This is a genomic window from Peptacetobacter sp., assembly GCF_029264495.1.
In the GTDB taxonomy this organism is placed as follows: domain Bacteria; phylum Bacillota; class Clostridia; order Peptostreptococcales; family Peptostreptococcaceae; genus Peptacetobacter.
Window position 1 is genome coordinate 49,448 of record NZ_JARIBH010000040.1, and the last position, 17,852, is coordinate 67,299.

Sequence of the window (17,852 nt, forward strand, 5' to 3'; positions counted from 1 at the left end):
GTTTCTTAATTTTTAGGTATAAAATCTTTTGATGTTTTTTCTATCAATTTTTCACTCAACAATAATAATCCTGGTAATATAAATAATATTACAAACATACTTATTATTGCCCCTCTTGCCATAAGAGAACATAAAGAACTTATCATTTCTAATTTAGATATTATTCCAACACCTATTGTTGAACTAAAGAATGAAAATCCACTTGTTACAATAGATCTTCCACATTTTTGTATAGATATTCTCATTGCTTCATATTTATCTAAACCATTTGCCAGTTCTTCTTTAAATCTAGATGTTAAAAGTATTGCATAGTCTACTGTTGCTCCTAATTGAATAGTTCCTAGTACTATAGATGCTATAAATGGAAGTACTGTTCCTGTATAATATGGTATACCTAAATTTATAAATATAGCTCCTTCTATAACTAATACTAGTAATACTGGTATAGATGCTGATTTAAATATGAAGGCTATTATAGCAAATATCGCTATTATTGATACTGCACTTACCTTTTTAAAGTCTGTATCTGCTATTCTTATTAAATCTTCTGTTAAAGGTGCTTCTCCACCAATAAGCCCATCTTTATCGTATTTTTTAACTATTTTATTTAATTCTCTTATTTGAACACCACATTCTTTTGAAGCTGCTCTATATTTTGAATTTATCATAATCTGCTCATATCCACCTGATTTAACTTCAGATAAAAGGCTATCAGGTATTATACTTTGTACAAAACCTGGTCCAACTACTTTCTCTAATGCTACAACTGAGTTGACTCCATCTACTTTTTCAATTTCACTTACCATTTGATCAACTTTATATGATTCGATACTATCTTTTACAAATATCATATCTGTACTATTCATATCAAAGTCTTTTTTCATTTTATTTGTGGCTACTATAGATGGAAAAGTATCTGGTAATGTTTCATCTAAATTGTAGTAAACCTTTGCATTATTGTTACCATATATTGCTGGTATTAATATTATCAAAAATACTATTGTTAATTTCTTATAATTTTTCATTACAAAGTTAGAAGTTTTTTCAAATCCTGTAAGTATTATTCTATGTTTATGTCCATGTATTACCTTATCGAATACTAATATTAAAGATGGTAATACCGTTACTGTAGTTATAACTCCAAGAACAACACCTTTTGCCATTACTATTCCTATATCTTTACCTATAGCTAAATCCATAGCACATAACGCTATAAATCCTGCAACAGTAGTAAGTGAACTACCAGATATAGAAGTAAATGTATTTGTTATAGCATTGGTCATAGCTTCTATTCGATTATCCGTATTTAATAATTCTTCATCGTACCTATGTAGTAAAAATATAGAATAATCCATTGTAACCCCTAATTGAAGAATTGCACACAATGCTTTTGTTATATATGATATTTCTCCAAATATTATATTAGTACCAAAATTATATATTATTGCTATTGCTATATTTACAAGAAATATAATAGGAATTGCTGTATATTCCATAGTTAAAAGTAGCACTATCATAGTTAAAATTCCCGCTACTATTACGTAAAAAGGCATCTCTTTATCAGATAAATCTTTTGTATCTTTTATTATTCCTGACATTCCACTTAAAAATGCCTGTCTTCCTGCGATACCTCTTATTTTTTCTACTGCATTCATTGTCAATTCATCGGCTGTACCTTCTTTTAGTTTTACAACCATCATTGTTGCTTTTCCAGAGTAAAGCATATCTCTCATATCTTTAGGTATCATTTCATTAGGGAAAGACAAATCTATAAAATTATCTTTCCAAATAACTTCTTGTACACCTTTTACTTTTTCTACTTTCTCTTTAATTTTTGCTACGTCTTTATCTGGCATATTTTCTATTTCCAACATAGCAAGTGATCCGCAATTAAAATCTTCTTTCATGATTTTTTCTGCCTTCATAGTAGATACATCTTCAGGCAAATAGCTAAGTATATCATAATTTATATCTGTATTGATATAACCTATAACTGAAGGAATTAAAAGTAAAAATGATATTAAAAGAATTATTTTACTATGTTTTGCTATTTGCTCAGCTATTTTTTTCATACTCTTATTCTCCTTTCTTTTTGGGCATACCTAAATTTTATAACCTAATTATAGGGCATACCTAATAAAAAATCAATAAAAATAAAAATTTTTAGAAGATTAATATTACAATAGCAATAAATACTATTTTATTAATAAGAATATAAAATGAAATATATCTTTATATATAAATTTTTCTTTAATATACTATATAAAAAAGAAATAATAATATTAATTTATATTGTGTAGATGAAGAAAAAATAAATATAATAAAAAAAAGGTTGTTAAAATTAACAACCTTTTTTATATATTTTATAATAATTCTCTTCCACAAGCACTTCTTGCAGCAACTCTACCAAAATGAAGTGCATGCCCTATGCTATAACCACATGAAGGCACACCACATCCAAAGTTTCCTGTATTCGCAACTTCTCCAGATGCAAATAAGCCAGGAATAATTTTATTATTTTTATCCAATACATGTGCAGATATATCTATTTCTAATCCACCAAAAGTTATTGATGTAGCTGGTCTTAAAAAGATAGCATAATAAATATCTCCTCGTATTGCTCTCATTTCACTCTTAGGTTTTTGATAATCTTCATCAAATCCAATATCACATAAATAATTATATCTAGATATAGTATCATTTAAATTTTTAAAATCTACATCTATTTTTTTTGCTAATTCTTCAATACTATTTGCTTTTATCGCTTCTTTAGTTCCTAAGGAATATTTTAATAAAGGATATTTTTCAACTTCTTCACCACAAGTAATATACCATCCTCCTGCACTTCCTGTTTTAGCCATTTCAGCTCCTACTAAGCTATGGAACTGATATTCATTACAAAATCTTTTTCCTTCTAAATTTATAATTAAACTTGGTTCCTCATTAACACCAACTCCAGTATTTTCATTTAACATCATTGTTTGAAGATAAGGATGTTTATAATTTTTAGCTCCTATAGATTCAGCTATTCTAGCTCCATCTCCTTGACTTGATTCTGGACAATTATAATAATAATTTTTCATCCAAGGATATCTAGACTCTACAAGTTCTCTATTTGCAGCAAAACCTCCGGTTCCTATAAATACTCCTTTTGATGCTTTAATTGTTATAATACTTCCATCTATTACATCCTTAGCTTTTGCTCCAACAACTCTATTATTTTCAACTATTAATTCTGTCAATGCCGTATTTAAAATAGTTTTTCCACCTAATTCATGGAATTTATTATTAAGTGGAACTATAAAACCACCACCATATCCCATAGTTTGGCCACCGCCGCCCATACTATTATGAATTCTCCATGGTAATTGAGAAGAATGTGGTGCTTCTACATCTTGTACCTTAAATCCTTGCTCAGTCAACCAGTCTATATTTTCTGCTGAATGATAACAGAAATAATTTATTTTATCATCATCTAAAAAACTTCCCGCTGCTTTTTTTAAAAAATCAAATTGCATCTGTGGTGTATCTAAAATACCTTTTGATATTTGTGTTTTAGTGCCAGCTGCCATTATTTTTCCACCACATATAGCTGAAGAACCTCCTATTATGCCTTGTTTTTCAACAAGTAATACATCTGCACCACAATATTTTGCTTCTACAGCTGCTGATAATCCTGCTATTCCAGAGCCAAAAACAACAAATTCAGTTTCTATAACTCTATTTTCTTTTTTTAGTGGTGTTGGTACTTTTTTATTTTTTAGCTCATACAAATCTCCATCTGCTTGCTCTACACAATCACTCACAGCAGCTACTATTGCTTTACATACAACTTCTGCTCCTATAACATACGGTATATTTAGTGATTGGTATTTTATTATTTTAGGTATCCAATGCTCAAATGGTGAACTTTCTAATCCATAAGCTTGTCCATATATTTCTCTATGTTTTATAATTTTTATATCTATTATTTCATTTTCAGAAAAAGATACTTCTAGTATTATTTTTCCTTTTACTCCATATCCCTTTCCAGTATAAGTACCAGCTTTATACTTAGCCATACCATCCATCTCCTCTTTAATAAAGATTATTTTTTAGTATTTTTTTTAATAATATTCCTCATATATACAAAAGTCAATGAATTAGGCTATGTTGTATAAAGTAGTACTTTACTGTCATATAAGTAGTTATTACTTTTTATTTTTTTGTCTTTTACTACTTTTTATATATTTTATTTTTATATATTTTATTTTTTGTCTTTTAGATAAATTTGTTCAACTCTACTGCGTCCCTTATTATTTTTTCAAGATTCATATCATCTTTTAAAACTTTAGCTTCTTGAATTATTTTTTCAAGGTCTATATTTTCATGTATATCTAATATTGCAAATCTTGTTTTTACAACATTTATAATAATATCATCTAACTCTGCATCTAATGTTCCTTCATAGTATTGATTCAAAAGTTCACATTCTCCTGCACATCCAATAGCTATATTCATATATAAATCTTTATCGCTAAAATTATAATTACTTCCAACTAATTTTTCTTTAAATAAATTTAGTAATATATTTATATATTCTTTTCTAATAGATCTAACATTTGATGCCTCTATATAAAGTCTAAAAACTTTTTCTGACGTAGCAATTGCATGAGTATATATATATTGACTTATTATATAATTTGCTATTATATCATTTTCCTTTATTTTTCTGTCAGCTATTGTTCCATATATCTTTTCTAATAATTCTTTATATAGATAAAGTAGTATATCTTCTTTCTTTTTAAAATAATAGTAAAGATGTCCTCTTCCAAGACCTGCTGATTCCGCAATCTGTCTTATAGTAGTTTTACCATATCCATATTTTATAAAAAGTCCAGATGCAGTTTTTATTATGTGTTCTTTTAATGTATTCACTTCTGAATCCTTCATTATTATTTTCCCCCCAATTTATTTACTATGAAGAGTAGCATATATCCCTCCAGCGTCTATAAGTTCACTATGTGTTCCTCTTTCAGATATTTTACCTTCTGTTATAACTATTATCTCATCTGCATTTTTTATTGTTGAAAGTCTATGTGCTACAATTATATTTGTTCTATCTTTGCTTAGTTCTTCTAAAGATTCTTGTATTTCTCTTTCTGTTACATTATCAAGAGCAGAAGTTGCCTCATCTAATATTATAATCGGTGGATTTTTCAAGAATATTCTAGATATAGAAATTCTCTGTTTTTGACCTCCTGATAATTTAACTCCTCTTTCTCCTATATATGTATCGTATTTTTCTGGTAATGTCATTATAAAATCGTGTATTCTAGCTTTTTTTGCTGCTTCTATCATTTCATCCTCTGTTGCATCTGGATTTCCACAAATTATATTATCTCTTATTGTCCCTGTAAATAAAAATACATCTTGTTGAACAACACCTATATTTTTTCTAAGAGATTTTAAACTTACATCTTTTATACTATTTCCATCAATTTTTATATCACCAGAATCCAATTCGTAAAATCTAGGAATCAAACTACAAAGCGTTGTCTTTCCACCACCTGATGGCCCTACTAATGCTATAGTTTTACCAGCTTCAATAGATAAAGTTAAATCACTTATAACTTCATTTTCATCTTCATATGTAAATGAAGCATTTTCTATATCTATATCTCCTCTTATATTTTTAAGTTCTTTAGGATTTTTAGCTTCTTCTTGAACTTCTTGGTCCATTATTTCTTTAAAACGTTTAAATCCTGTCATACCATTTTGATACTGTTCTGTAAAGTTTACAAGTTTTTTCATTGGTTGTAAAAACATTTTTACATATAAAATATATGCAGCAAAATCTCCTATTGTTATTCTACCTGTATATGTATAATATCCTCCTACTATCAATGCTATCCACTCTAAAAAATCCATAAAGAAGTTCATACCTGAAAAATATTCAGCCATAGCTTTATACGATTCTTCTCTTGAATCTTTAAATATATTATTTATTTTATCGAATTTTTTCAATTCTTCATCTTCTGTACAAAATGATTTTGTTACTTTCATACCTGCTATACTATTTTCAAGAGTAGCATTTACCTCTCCTACTTTTACTCTTGCCTTCATAAATGCATTTCCCATTTTATCTTTTTTATGAGCGACAAACCAAACTGCAAATGGTAATACTGCGAATATTATTAAAGTAAGTGGTATGTCTATTCTTAAAAGTATTATAAATGACCCTAAAATTGTAACTAATGATATAAATAAATCCTCTGGACCATGATGAGCAAGTTCTGTTATATCCATTAAGTCATTTACTATTCTAGACATAGTCACACCTGATTTATTTTCATCAAAATATTTATTAGGTAATTTCTGAAGATGTCTAAATACAACACTTCTCATATCTGCTTGCATTCTTACCCCTACAACATGACCCCAATACTGCATAAAATAATTAAATCCTGCTTTCATTACGAATATTATCATAAGGATTATTGCAAATATAAATAATACATCTATTTTTTTGTTTGGTATAATATCATCCATTATATTTTTTGTCATAATTGGATATAAAAGATCACACATTGCTGCTGTGAACGCACAAATCATATCTAATATGAATAACTTTTTGTACGGTTTGTAATATTGTATAAATTCTTTTAACATAAAATTCCCCCTTCCATCTCATATTTTCCCATTTTACACCATATTTAACATATTTTCCATAGTATTTATAAAAAGGATAATATTTTATTTTATATTATAACAAATTTCATGATAGAAAATCATTTGAAAATCTTATATATGCACACAAAATCTTATGATATAATAAATTTATAGTATTATAGATTTGTTTTTAAATTTATTTTTTAAAACTATAAATAAGCAATCAAGCAAAAATGATATTTTTTATTAATTATTTTATGTTTTAATATTTATTTTTTTATATTTTTATACATTTTTATTAATCTTTAATACATTTGAATTTTAATATATAAATATTTTAATGGAGGCGTTATATTTTATGGATCTTAAACAACTTGAGGTTTTTGTTACAGTTGTAAAACATCAAAGTTTCTCTAAAGCATCTAGAGAACTTTTTCTAACTCAACCTACAGTAAGTACACATATACAAAATTTAGAAAATGAATTGGAAACTGTTTTAGTAAATAGAAGTAACAAAAGCATTACACTTACTGAATCAGGCAAAATACTTTATGAACATGCTATATATATATTAAATAATTGTAAAAAAGCTATTTATGATATAAAAGAATATTCTGGTAAAATAGAAGGATTAATTGATATAGCTTGTAGTTCTATTCCTGAAACATATTTACTTCCAGAATTTATGAAAAGTTTTTCTAAATCATACCCAGATGTTAAGTTTAGTATAAGCCACTATGATTCACAATTTGCAATATCAGAGATACTCGATGAAAGAGTAAGTTTTGGATTTGTAGGTTCTAAAATCAGCAATCCACAAATAAAGTACATAGATCTTATAGATGATAATCTAGTTCTAATTACACCATCAAATTTAAAGCTTGAAAATATAGATGGTGAAATAGATCCTTCTATTTTATCAGATTTTAATTTTATAATGAGAAAAGAAGGTTCTGGAACAAGGGATTTAATTTTTAAAACACTAAAAAAAGCTGGTTTTCCTACTTCTAAATTAAACATACTTGCACATGTCGAATCAAATGAATCTATCAAAGAAATGGTTAGAGCTGGTTTAGGTGTATCTTTTATATCTTCTATATCTGCTGATGAATATATAAAATCTGGAAAAATAAATAGTTATAAAGTAAAAGGAATTGATTTTTCTCGTAAATTTTATTTTATATACTCTAAAAAGAAAACTTTTACACCTCTAGAAAATAAATTTTTAAATGAACTATGTCAATATTTTAATTTGGATCATAAATAAAAAAAGCTGTGTAATTACTATTATGTATTTACACAGCTTTTTTCTATTATCAGAATTTTTATTAATTTTCTTTTGTTTCAATATCTTTTATTTCACACATACTACCATTTATACCTGGTTTATGTCCTGTTCTTTCTTCATATTCTTTTGGTGAAACAACTTCTATGCAATCTAATCTTTGTTTAAATCCTTTTTTAAACTCTTTTAAGTAAATTTTTCTAAGTTTTTCTCTTTCTTTAGTTTCTTCTACAGTAAGTCCTTCTGTTTTATTTTTTTTTGCTAATTCATTTATTCTATTTATTAATTTTTTATCTATCATAATACTTCTCCTTTTTTTATTTAATATATAATTCACATATAATATTAAAACATGTTTAACTAATTATATCAATTAATTATTTCTTATACCCAAATATTTTTTAATAAAACAAATTTTTATTCATAAAAGATTCATTTTCTTTTTCTATGTTTAAAAACTCATCTAAACTATTACCTATTATTTCTATACCTTTTTTTATATTTTCTATACTCTCTTTAGCAATGTTTATTCTAAAAAATCTATCATCTATTATATTATCATAAAAATATGTACCTGGAAGTACTGATACTCCTTTTTCATATAAAAATTCGGTGAATTCTTTTGACTTAAAACCTCTAGGTAGTTCACAAAAGAAATTTATACCTCCTGAACATTTTCTAACATTTATTTTATCTTCTAAAAATCTATTTATACTTCTCTTTGCAACTTCATATTTTTGTCTATATATTTTTTCTATTTTTAGTATATGATTGTCCCAATTAAAATTTTCCATATAACATAACAAAGAACTTTGTATAAGACCTGGTGTTGAAATATCTGAAGAATATTTTGCCCATAGTATACTTTTCATAAGTTCTTTAGGTATATTTATCGCACCAATTCTAAGACCTGGCATAAATATTTTCGAGAAACTTTTTATATAAATCACTCTATTGTTTTTATCATAACTTTTAAGTGTTTTATTATCATCTGAATCAAATTTAAAATCGCTTATAAAATCATCTTCCAATATATAAAAATCATACTCCTCTGCTAACTCAAGTAATTTTTCTTTTTTATATTTTGAATATGATATACCTGTTGGATTTTGGAAATTCGGCATAACATACATCAACTTTGGTTTTATTTTTTCTAATTTTAATTTTAAAATTCCTATGTCTATTCCATCATCTAACAATGGTATAGATATTATTTTAGCACCTCTACTTTTAAATACTTCTATTGCTCCAGTATATGTTGGCTCTTCAACAAATACTATATCAGAATAGTTTATAATTCCTTTACATACTATATCTATTCCTTGCTGAGCTCCTGAAATTATCTGTATATTTTCTTTTTCTGTATCCATGCCTCTGCTTTTGAAATACCTTGATATACTTTCTCTTAATTTTTCATTTCCAAGACCTTCATCATATTCAAATATAGTATTTTCATCATTTGAAAGTGCCATATTAACAGCTTTTTTGAAGTCATCTATAGGAAACATATCATTTGATGGATTTCCATTGTCAAATTTAATAATATTTTTATCAATATATTTCTTGTTTTCATATCTTTTTATTTCTGATGCAAATGTTCCACTCCCAACTATTTTATAAACATATCCTTCTTTTTCTAAAAGTTCATATACTTTTACAATAGTTGTATTATTAACACCTATATATTCAGATATTTTTCTTATTGGTGGTAATTTTTCATGTTCCTTTATTTTTCCATCTATTATCATATTTTTTATATGTGTATATATCTGTATATATTTTTTAGTTTTTGTATCATTAATATCTAAATAATATTTTTCCATTATTTATCACCTTTAAAATTATGGATTGTACAATAAAAAGCGCTGACAAGCAGCGCTTTTTATTGTCCCGAAACACCGTCGGTATTGTAAATTCATACCCGAGAGTCTCTCAGGTGGGTGATTTGTTGGCTATTTTCTAATATCCTCGATAAATCAAGGCTCGTCATACTTATAATCAAACATAATCTCCCGAATTTAATTTGTCGGTTGAATTTAAAAGTAACCATCTCGAATGCTTCAGGATTCTTAACATTATTATATAATAATTATCAAATTTTTTAAAGAGAAAATATAAAAACATTAAAATTATTTTTTTATAACACTTTCTCTTTCCTCTATTCTATGAGGAAGTTCTACTTTCTTTTCTTCTATTTCTTCTCTATTTATCATTTTTATAACCATTCTTATTGCAACTGCACCCATATCATAAAGTGGTTGGTGAACTGTTGTAAGCTTAGGTCTATACATTTTAGCTATTTTTACATCATTAAATCCTGCTACAGAAATATCATTTGGAACATTGTAACCCTTATCAAAAACTGCATTTATAGCACCTACAGCTGCTTCATCTCCAGTTACAAATACTGCATCTGGAACTATTCCATTATCTAATATTTCTTTAGTAGAATCATAGCCACTAGCATAGTCTACTCCTCCATATCTGACAATACTATCATCAAATTCTATTCCATTATCTTTTAATGCAGCTTTATATCCATCTAATCTTTCTTTTTCTAATATAGTATCTCCTGCACTAGTCATTACAAATGCTATTTTTTTATGTCCTTGAGATATAAGATGTTCTGTCATATCATAAGTAGCTTTTTCATTATTTACACTTACTGTAGGAATATCGTATCCTCTGGCAGTTTTACTTATATATGTTGTTGGTATTCCACATTTTTCTATAAAATCTACATGTTCTTTTTCTAAATTCCAACTTAACATTACCATACCTTCAATTTGTTTTGCTCTTAAAAGATTTATACTTCTAAGCTCTTCATCTTTATCTGAATATGTATTTGAAAGAAGTATATCATAATTATACATTCTCGCTACTTCTTCAATACCATTAAGGATTTCATTTACAAATGAATCTGAAACCTCTGGCACAATAACTCCTATTAATTGACTTTTTTTAGTAACTAAGCTTCTTGCAAGTGGATTTGGTACATATCCTGTTTCTTCTATTACATCTAATACTTTCTTCTTTATTTCATCTGTTACAGGTTTTGAATTATTTATTACTCTTGAAACTGTTGAAATCGAAACACCAGCTTTTTTAGCTACATCTTTAATTGTAACTGTATTTTTCATATTTTAATCCTCCTCTAGTTTTGATATTATTTTCCCGTCTAATTTTATATCTCTCCACAATAATTTCTTTTTATATAAATATTTATTATAACTCATAATATAATATATTTACTACTAAAAAGAAATAAAATCTTTTAATTTTATACTTAATTCTCTATTTTTACACACAAAAAACATTTGCATAGATTTATATTATCTATTATATCAAATATATATTGAAATTTGTAGCGTAATATATTAAACTACAATTAAAATAATACCAACATTCGTAGGAGGATAACAATGTTTGAAAGAATAAAAGAAATAATAGCTGAACAATTAGGACTTGATGATTTAGAAGATATAACTATGGAATCATCTCTTGTTGATGATCTTGAAGCTGATTCTCTTGACGCTGTTGAAATAATAATGGCTCTTGAAGATGAATACGATATTGAAATACCTGATGAAGAAGCTGAAAACTTCAAATCTATAGGAGATATTTGTAGATTTATAGAAGATAATCAATAAATTATTTTGAACATAAAATAAAGAGTCAATAATTTGACCCTTTATTTTTTTATTTAATTTTTATTTTTTTATTTAATTTTTATTTTTCTTCAAAAAATCCAACATTTTTTATTACTAAATCAACTGTTCCATCTTCATTTTTTCTTATACTATATTTCATCGGATCTTCAAAGTCTGTTAATTTACCTTTTATTTCAAAACCATTGTCTGTCTTTATGCTTCTATTTTTTAATTTTTTCTCTACCCATTTTTTATCTATTGAAAAAGATTCCTCTATTCCTTTTTCTTCCATTAATTCTTTGAAACCTTCTTTTAAAGTTTCATCTTTTATAGCTTGTTGTACAAAATCATCAATATCTATTTCTTGTTTTTCTTTTAATGTATAATTTAATATACTTCTAGCATCCTCTGCTTGTTTAATATCATTTGAAAGTGCATTTGTTATCCAATTGTCTGCTGATGTTTTAAAAACTTTTGTTTTGTGTTTATCATCTTCTATTTTTTCTCCGCATATAAATTCTTCAATAAATTTAGACGGCATTCCTTTTTTTTCTGACTCTTTATCTATTACTCTAAATTGATATTCATCATTTATACCATTTGGACCTATTAATGCTGCTTGTTTTATTCTTTGAGTCTCTTGTATACCTACTTCATTTGACACCATTTGAATATTAAATTTTTCATTTATAAATTCTATTGAATGAGTGTATAATTTTTTATAATCCAATTTTATAATAGCTACATTTTTTTCTTCTTTTATTGTATAAAGGCAAATAGCTAGGTCACAAGATTCTAAATCACTATTAACTTTTAATATATCAAATAAATATGCTGCAATCTCTTTTGAATTTTCAACAAATGTATTTTCATCATATATTATTTGTTCACAACACTTTCTAATTGTATTATCATTATAATTTTTAAAAACTGCTTTTCTTAAATCATCATCTTTAGTTACTCTTTTTATTATTTTTTGAAAAAATCCTTCTATCTCATGATTTACTTTTCCTTCAAAATCATTAAGAATTGGGACATCACTATTTTTATCAAGTACATGTACAATAAATTTATGTATAATCAATTTATTATTCCTCCATTTTTAATTTATCTATAAGTTTTTTCATATCTTCAGGTATTACTGCCTCAAAAGATAATTCTTCTCTAGTTCTTGGTTGTTCAAATTTTAAACTATATGCATGAAGTGCTTGTCTTTTTATTAAATTTTCATCTACATATCCGTATAGTTCATCTCCTATTATTCCATGACCTATATGAGCTAAATGAACTCTAATCTGATGTGTCCTTCCTGTTTCTAATTTCAACTCAACAACAGTTGAATCATTCATTCTTTTTATTACTTTATAATGTGTTATAGATTTTTGTCCTCTATCATCTATTATTCTTTTTATAGAATCATCTGTAGGTCTGTATATTGGTGCATCTATTGTTCCTTCATCTTTATCTATAATACCTTTTACAACAGCTATATATTTTTTTTCTACTAAATTTTTTCCCATATCTGTTGATAATACATGATGTGCATAAGCATTTTTAGCCACTATTACAAGTCCTGATGTATTCATATCAAGTCTATTAACAAACCTTACTTTTACTTTTTCATCTTTTTTTATTATAAAATTTGTAACTCCATTTGCTACAGTTTTATCAAAATGACTTTTAGTAGGGTGTACAACCATATATGGAGGTTTATTAACCATAATTATATCAAAATCATCGTATAAAACTTCCATATCTAAATCTTGTGGTTCAAAATTTGCCATTTCTTCATTTATTTCTACTTCTATTAAATCACCTTTTTTAACACTTAATGAAGGTTTCTTATATTCTCCATTAACTCTTACAGTCCTATTTCTTTTCATTTTTGATATTGATCTAACAGAAAATCCAAGTCTATCTAATAAAAGTTCTTTTAATATTATATCTTCTTCTGCTGTATAAGACATAAGATTATATTTTTGTAATTCTTTTTTAAACAAATTTTTATCTATCCTTTCCAAATTTAATTTTATTCATTCCATCCTTTACAAATATCAACCCATTTAATAAAATTTGAAGATAACTTTTCTAATTCATCATTATCAAGTTTTATTGCAGAATTACTACTTCCTGCTGCAGGATATACTTTATCAAATCTTTTTAATGATTCATCTAAATATACTTTCACATTTTCATTTTCTATTGCAAAAGGACATATTCCACCTATCTCATGTCCAGTAAATTCTTTCGCTTCTTCAGAAGAAAGCATTTTTGCTTTACATAAAAATTCATGTCTAAATTTTTTATTATCTATTTTTGTATCTCCAGATGTTACAATGATTATAGCTTCATCATTATTTTTACCTTTAAATGATAATGTTTTTGCTATTTTCGCCGGTATAACTCCTACTGTTTTTGCTGCTAATTCAACTGTTGCACTAGATGTTTCGTATTCTATAATATCATTTTCTTTACCAAATTTTTTCATATAATTTTTTACTGATTCAATCGACATAATCTCACTCCTAAAACTTTTTTAATTAAGTGCTTTTATACTCCAAATACCCTTACTCTGTTCTACTGGTATTTTTAAAAATGTGAATATAGGAACTTCTTCAGTAAAATTACCTTCATATTCCATTTTTGTTGAATCTAATGCAAAATATTTTTTATTAAGTGAAAGTCCTTTTGGTATAATAAACTCCAAATATCCATCTTTATTTGGAAGTATTCCATTTAATATTAAATTAGAGTTCAGTTTACTATTATTATCCATTTCTATATAAAGATTTGTATTATTTTTATTATACTCTAAATTATCTTTGAATAAATTATTTTCAAATTTTATTCTAGCTTTTGTTAGAAGATATGTGAATTTACTATTATTATATATTTTAAATTTTATTTTTGTTCCATTTTTTACAGTTTTTCTTGATTCAAATTCTACAATTAATTCATTTATATTTCTGCTTTCATAGTCTTGCCTATCTATCATATCACTATATGTAAATTTTGCAATAATTCCTGACATGAAAAAACATACTAATATAATAAATGATATTCTTATAAATTTATTCATTTTATCATCCCATTCTAACCAGTAATATTATTTAAGATATTTATTTTTTTTCATTGCTTTTAATGATATATACATAGAAAATATGAATATTGTTATACATATTACTCCTATAGATGTCATGTTAATATTATTTATATTTATTTTAGATATAAAACTTCTAAATATTTGATTGAATAAATGTATAGTTTCATATTTTGATACATTTAAATTAATACTTAATTCTAAATGCTTAGCATAAAATATTTTTTCTGAAAGCGCATTTAAAAATGATGAAAAGATAGTAAATACAGCTATTGCTATAATACTTGCAACTATTTTCATTTTTTCATACCCATATTTAAAAAATAGTGGCATTGTTACAGATAATATTATTAAATTTATATATAAAGAAAATAAAAAGTCATTAAATACTGTAGACCTAAACATATATAAAGATAATATATCATACATAAGCAATGTTACTATTGTTACACTTATTGATGTACCTATTGCTATTATATATCTAGAATAAACTATATCATCTAAATCAATAGGTAAACTTCTAATAAATTTTTCAACTCCATTTTCATAATCCGATGAAAAAACACCTATTATTATAAGATATGTTATTATAACTGGTGTTGCATAATATGATATATCATTACAAAATAAATACATTAATATAAATATCAATATATATTTTACTAAGTTAAATCTATCAGATTTTACACAAACTATAAAATCTTTTTTTATTAGATTAAACATTAAAATCACCACTTTCTTGATAATAGTGTATTAAATCTTCTATATCTGGATTTTTTATTTTATGACAATCTGCACCTCTTATTATATTCTTTATCTCTTCATTATTATCTATTTTTATCAAAGCCTCACTATATCTTTTATAATGGTCTATTCCTATAATATTTTCTTTTATCAAAGATAATGTATTTGAATCAGACCTTATTACTCTTAAATTTTTTAATATATCATTTTTATTTAAATCAAATAAAATTTTACCTCTTTTTATATAAATAATTTTATCATAAATTTCCTCAAATTCGGAAACATTATGTATAGATACTATTACGCTTGCATTTTCTTTTTTTATATAGTCTTTTAATATATATACAAGTTCTTTTCTTATTGATTTTTCAAGCCCATAGACAGGCTCATCTAATATAAGTAACTTTGCATGATGACTTAAAGAGGTAATTATCATAACTTTTTCTCTTTGTCCTTTAGATAAATTTTTTATTTTTTCTTCTGAATCTAAATTAAATTCTTCAAAGTACATATCATACATTTTTTCATCAAAATTTTTATAAAACATAGAAATAATTCTTTTATAATCTTTTAATTTTAAATTTGGATAAAAATTTAAATTATCATGAACAAAACCTATATTATTTTTATATTCTACAGGATCTTCTTCAACTGTTTTTCCATCTAATTCTATTTTTCCTGAATTTGGTTTATATATTCCCATTATTAAATTTATAATGCTAGTTTTTCCAGATCCACTATCTCCTATTATCCCCATAATTTTCCCCGCTTCAAGCGTTATATTTATATTTTTCAGAGAAAAATTTTCAAATTTTTTTGAAATACCTTCTATTTTTAACAAGTTATCACCTCTTAAAATTTATATATATTTTCATTATATCATTTATTTGTTATATTGAAACTTATATACTAATTGAAATATATATACTTGTTAAAATTTATGCTATAATACTTATATGTAAAGAGGTGAATTTATGAAAAAAAGGCTAATAACTATTAATTCTAATGATCTTCCAAAATCAATAGAAACTAAAAATTTATTTAAAAAAAAGCTTATCGATGCTGGATTTGCTGTTTCTGAAGAATTTTCAAATGATACAGAGTTACTTGTTTGTATTGGAGGAGATGGATCTTTTTTAAAAACAGTAAGAGATTTTGATTATCCAGAAATACCTATTGTTGGTGTTAATACTGGGCATCTTGGATTCTTTCCAGAAATAATGCCTGATAAAATAGATGAATTTATTGAAAGTTATTTAAATGAAAACTATATAATACAAGAAGTTCCATTACTTCGGGCAATGATTTGCACTAAACAAAGTTGTGTAAACTTTTTTGCTTTGAATGAAGTTACTGTTAGGGGTGATAAATCTAGAACAATCCATTTAGATTTATTTGTAAATGGTAGAAAAGTAGAAAATTTTAGTGGAGATGGTATGATTATATGTTCTCAAACTGGTTCTACTGCTTATACTTATTCTGCTGGAGGAAGTATTATAGATTCTAATATAGAGGCTATACAACTTACACCTCTATCACCAATAAATACAAACGCATATAGAAGTTTTACATCTAGTATTATATTTTCAAAAGATACTGATATAAGTATTTTACCAGAGTATCATTTTGAAAACTCAATATTAATCGTTATTGATGGAGTAGAACTTAGGTTTAAACAAATTACAAAAATTAATATTTGTACTTCAGATGTTAAGTTGAAATTTTTAAGATTATCTGATTATGAATTTTGGAATAGAGTTTCAGCTAAATTTTTATAAATTATGGAGGTTAAATTATGAAAATAGGTATACTTAGTGATACTCATGGTAGTTCACTTTATTTTAATAAAGCTATGGAAATTTTAGGTGATTGTGATGCTTATCTTCATGCAGGAGATATACTTTATCATGGTCCAAGAAACGATTTACCACAAGGATATAATCCAAAAGAGCTTATAAATGCTCTTAATAATGTGTCTTCAATAATATTTGCTAAAGGAAACTGTGAAGCTGATGTAGATCAAATGGTTCTAAATCATCCTATACAAGGACCTTATGCATTAGTTCAGTTTGATGAATTTAGATTTATAATAAATCATGGCTACACTGATTCAAAAGAAAAAATTATAGAAAATGCTAAAAATATGGGTGCTGATTTTCTTATTTTAGGACATACTCATATTAAAGAACTTTCTTTTGATGATAATCTTATAATAATAAATCCTGGTAGTACTTCTATTCCAAAAGATGGTTCTAGATCTGTTGCTATTGTAGAAATAAATCCAGATATCCTAAATGCAAATGAATTTAATATAGATATTAATTTTTATGATATAGATTCTGGTAAATTAATAGATAATATATAATAAAAAGACCTCAGAAAAACTGAGGTCTTTTTATTTTTTCTTAATTTGATATATATT

Annotated in this window: 17 protein-coding genes and 1 other RNA gene; 4 read left to right on the forward strand and 14 right to left on the reverse strand. The window is 25.5% G+C overall.

Features of this window, described 5'->3' with window-relative positions; translation table 11 throughout:
* Nucleotides 1–5 precede the first annotated feature (5 nt).
* The 4 genes from Q1J78_RS04030 to Q1J78_RS04045 form a co-directional block, all read right to left on the reverse strand.
* Complete coding sequence (locus tag Q1J78_RS04030; RefSeq protein ID WP_300276830.1) at nucleotides 6–2,072, reverse strand: efflux RND transporter permease subunit; 2,067 nt, start codon at nucleotides 2,070–2,072, stop codon at nucleotides 6–8.
* Nucleotides 2,073–2,363: 291 nt separating this feature from the next.
* Nucleotides 2,364–4,061 (reverse strand): FAD-dependent oxidoreductase, encoded by a 1,698-nt coding sequence (locus tag Q1J78_RS04035; RefSeq protein WP_300276833.1) that lies wholly within the window; start codon nucleotides 4,059–4,061, stop codon nucleotides 2,364–2,366.
* A 199-nt stretch (nucleotides 4,062–4,260) separates the two neighbouring features.
* Nucleotides 4,261–4,932, reverse strand: a complete 672-nt coding sequence (locus tag Q1J78_RS04040) for a TetR/AcrR family transcriptional regulator (RefSeq protein WP_300276835.1) — start codon at nucleotides 4,930–4,932, stop codon at nucleotides 4,261–4,263.
* 18 nt (nucleotides 4,933–4,950) lie between these two features.
* Nucleotides 4,951–6,651: an ABC transporter ATP-binding protein gene (locus tag Q1J78_RS04045; protein WP_300276837.1), complete on the reverse strand. Its 1,701-nt coding sequence runs from the start codon at nucleotides 6,649–6,651 to the stop codon at nucleotides 4,951–4,953.
* Nucleotides 6,652–7,009: 358 nt separating this feature from the next.
* Between Q1J78_RS04045 and Q1J78_RS04050 the strand changes: the two genes are divergently transcribed.
* Nucleotides 7,010–7,918: a selenium metabolism-associated LysR family transcriptional regulator gene (locus Q1J78_RS04050; protein ID WP_300276839.1), complete on the forward strand. Its 909-nt coding sequence runs from the start codon at nucleotides 7,010–7,012 to the stop codon at nucleotides 7,916–7,918.
* Nucleotides 7,919–7,979: 61 nt separating this feature from the next.
* Here the strand turns inward: Q1J78_RS04050 and Q1J78_RS04055 are convergent, their stop codons facing one another.
* The 4 genes from Q1J78_RS04055 to Q1J78_RS04070 all read right to left on the reverse strand — a co-directional run bounded on the left by Q1J78_RS04055 (nucleotide 7,980) and on the right by Q1J78_RS04070 (nucleotide 11,076).
* Nucleotides 7,980–8,237, reverse strand: a complete 258-nt coding sequence (locus Q1J78_RS04055) for a DUF896 domain-containing protein (RefSeq protein ID WP_300276841.1) — start codon at nucleotides 8,235–8,237, stop codon at nucleotides 7,980–7,982.
* 100 nt (nucleotides 8,238–8,337) lie between these two features.
* The gene (pdxR, locus tag Q1J78_RS04060; RefSeq protein WP_300276844.1) at nucleotides 8,338–9,759 is read right to left on the reverse strand and encodes a MocR-like pyridoxine biosynthesis transcription factor PdxR; all 1,422 of its coding nucleotides are present in this window, start codon (nucleotides 9,757–9,759) and stop codon (nucleotides 8,338–8,340) included.
* A 60-nt stretch (nucleotides 9,760–9,819) separates the two neighbouring features.
* Nucleotides 9,820–10,006, reverse strand: a non-coding RNA gene (ssrS, locus tag Q1J78_RS04065) — 6S RNA.
* 59 nt (nucleotides 10,007–10,065) lie between these two features.
* Entirely contained in the window at nucleotides 10,066–11,076 is a 1,011-nt protein-coding gene (locus Q1J78_RS04070) for a LacI family DNA-binding transcriptional regulator (protein WP_300276846.1), read from the reverse strand.
* Nucleotides 11,077–11,358: 282 nt separating this feature from the next.
* Here Q1J78_RS04070 and acpP point away from each other — a divergent pair, with 282 nt between their 5' ends.
* Nucleotides 11,359–11,586, forward strand: coding sequence for an acyl carrier protein (gene acpP / locus Q1J78_RS04075; RefSeq protein WP_300276848.1), 228 nt, complete (start codon nucleotides 11,359–11,361; stop codon nucleotides 11,584–11,586).
* Between the two features lie 79 nt (nucleotides 11,587–11,665).
* Here the strand turns inward: acpP and Q1J78_RS04080 are convergent, their stop codons facing one another.
* From Q1J78_RS04080 to Q1J78_RS04105, 6 genes are read right to left on the reverse strand one after another with little or no spacing between them, the layout of a single operon-like run.
* Nucleotides 11,666–12,670 carry a nucleoid-associated protein gene (locus tag Q1J78_RS04080; protein ID WP_300276850.1) on the reverse strand — a complete coding sequence of 335 codons (1,005 nt, stop codon included), beginning with the start codon at nucleotides 12,668–12,670 and terminating at the stop codon, nucleotides 11,666–11,668.
* Between the two features lie 4 nt (nucleotides 12,671–12,674).
* Entirely contained in the window at nucleotides 12,675–13,586 is a 912-nt protein-coding gene (locus tag Q1J78_RS04085) for an RluA family pseudouridine synthase (RefSeq protein WP_300276852.1), read from the reverse strand.
* Nucleotides 13,587–13,615: 29 nt separating this feature from the next.
* Nucleotides 13,616–14,101 (reverse strand): YbaK/EbsC family protein, encoded by a 486-nt coding sequence (locus Q1J78_RS04090; RefSeq protein WP_300276854.1) that lies wholly within the window; start codon nucleotides 14,099–14,101, stop codon nucleotides 13,616–13,618.
* Nucleotides 14,102–14,122: 21 nt separating this feature from the next.
* On the reverse strand, nucleotides 14,123–14,665 hold the full coding sequence (locus Q1J78_RS04095) for a hypothetical protein (RefSeq protein ID WP_300276856.1): 543 nt from the start codon (nucleotides 14,663–14,665) through the stop codon (nucleotides 14,123–14,125).
* Between the two features lie 27 nt (nucleotides 14,666–14,692).
* Entirely contained in the window at nucleotides 14,693–15,409 is a 717-nt protein-coding gene (locus Q1J78_RS04100; protein ID WP_300276858.1) for an ABC-2 transporter permease, read from the reverse strand.
* On the reverse strand, nucleotides 15,402–16,271 hold the full coding sequence (locus Q1J78_RS04105) for an ABC transporter ATP-binding protein (RefSeq protein WP_300276860.1): 870 nt from the start codon (nucleotides 16,269–16,271) through the stop codon (nucleotides 15,402–15,404). The genes Q1J78_RS04100 and Q1J78_RS04105 overlap by 8 nt, the downstream gene beginning before the upstream one ends.
* 133 nt (nucleotides 16,272–16,404) lie before the next feature.
* Between Q1J78_RS04105 and Q1J78_RS04110 the strand changes: the two genes are divergently transcribed.
* Both Q1J78_RS04110 and yfcE read left to right on the forward strand, forming a co-directional pair.
* Complete coding sequence (locus Q1J78_RS04110) at nucleotides 16,405–17,208, forward strand: NAD(+)/NADH kinase (RefSeq protein ID WP_300276863.1); 804 nt, start codon at nucleotides 16,405–16,407, stop codon at nucleotides 17,206–17,208.
* 17 nt (nucleotides 17,209–17,225) lie between these two features.
* Nucleotides 17,226–17,795, forward strand: a complete 570-nt coding sequence (yfcE, locus tag Q1J78_RS04115) for a phosphodiesterase (RefSeq protein WP_300276865.1) — start codon at nucleotides 17,226–17,228, stop codon at nucleotides 17,793–17,795.
* The last annotated feature ends 57 nt before the right edge of the window (nucleotides 17,796–17,852 follow it).

Bases quoted from the DNA above. Each gene is read 5' to 3' on its own strand.
- Q1J78_RS04110 (WP_300276863.1), top strand. From the start codon at position 16,405: ATGAAAAAAAGGCTAATAACTATTAATTCTAATGATCTTCCAAAATCA.
- yfcE (WP_300276865.1), top strand. From the start codon at position 17,226: ATGAAAATAGGTATACTTAGTGATACTCATGGTAGTTCACTTTATTTT.
- Q1J78_RS04030 (WP_300276830.1), bottom strand. From the start codon at position 2,072: ATGAAAAAAATAGCTGAGCAAATAGCAAAACATAGTAAAATAATTCTT.
- Q1J78_RS04100 (WP_300276858.1), bottom strand. From the start codon at position 15,409: ATGTTTAATCTAATAAAAAAAGATTTTATAGTTTGTGTAAAATCTGAT.
- pdxR (WP_300276844.1), bottom strand. From the start codon at position 9,759: ATGGAAAAATATTATTTAGATATTAATGATACAAAAACTAAAAAATAT.
- Q1J78_RS04055 (WP_300276841.1), bottom strand. From the start codon at position 8,237: ATGATAGATAAAAAATTAATAAATAGAATAAATGAATTAGCAAAAAAA.
- Q1J78_RS04050 (WP_300276839.1), top strand. From the start codon at position 7,010: ATGGATCTTAAACAACTTGAGGTTTTTGTTACAGTTGTAAAACATCAA.
- Q1J78_RS04045 (WP_300276837.1), bottom strand. From the start codon at position 6,651: ATGTTAAAAGAATTTATACAATATTACAAACCGTACAAAAAGTTATTC.
- Q1J78_RS04090 (WP_300276854.1), bottom strand. From the start codon at position 14,101: ATGTCGATTGAATCAGTAAAAAATTATATGAAAAAATTTGGTAAAGAA.
- acpP (WP_300276848.1), top strand. From the start codon at position 11,359: ATGTTTGAAAGAATAAAAGAAATAATAGCTGAACAATTAGGACTTGAT.
- Q1J78_RS04035 (WP_300276833.1), bottom strand. From the start codon at position 4,061: ATGGCTAAGTATAAAGCTGGTACTTATACTGGAAAGGGATATGGAGTA.
- Q1J78_RS04070 (WP_300276846.1), bottom strand. From the start codon at position 11,076: ATGAAAAATACAGTTACAATTAAAGATGTAGCTAAAAAAGCTGGTGTT.
- Q1J78_RS04040 (WP_300276835.1), bottom strand. From the start codon at position 4,932: ATGAAGGATTCAGAAGTGAATACATTAAAAGAACACATAATAAAAACT.
- Q1J78_RS04095 (WP_300276856.1), bottom strand. From the start codon at position 14,665: ATGAATAAATTTATAAGAATATCATTTATTATATTAGTATGTTTTTTC.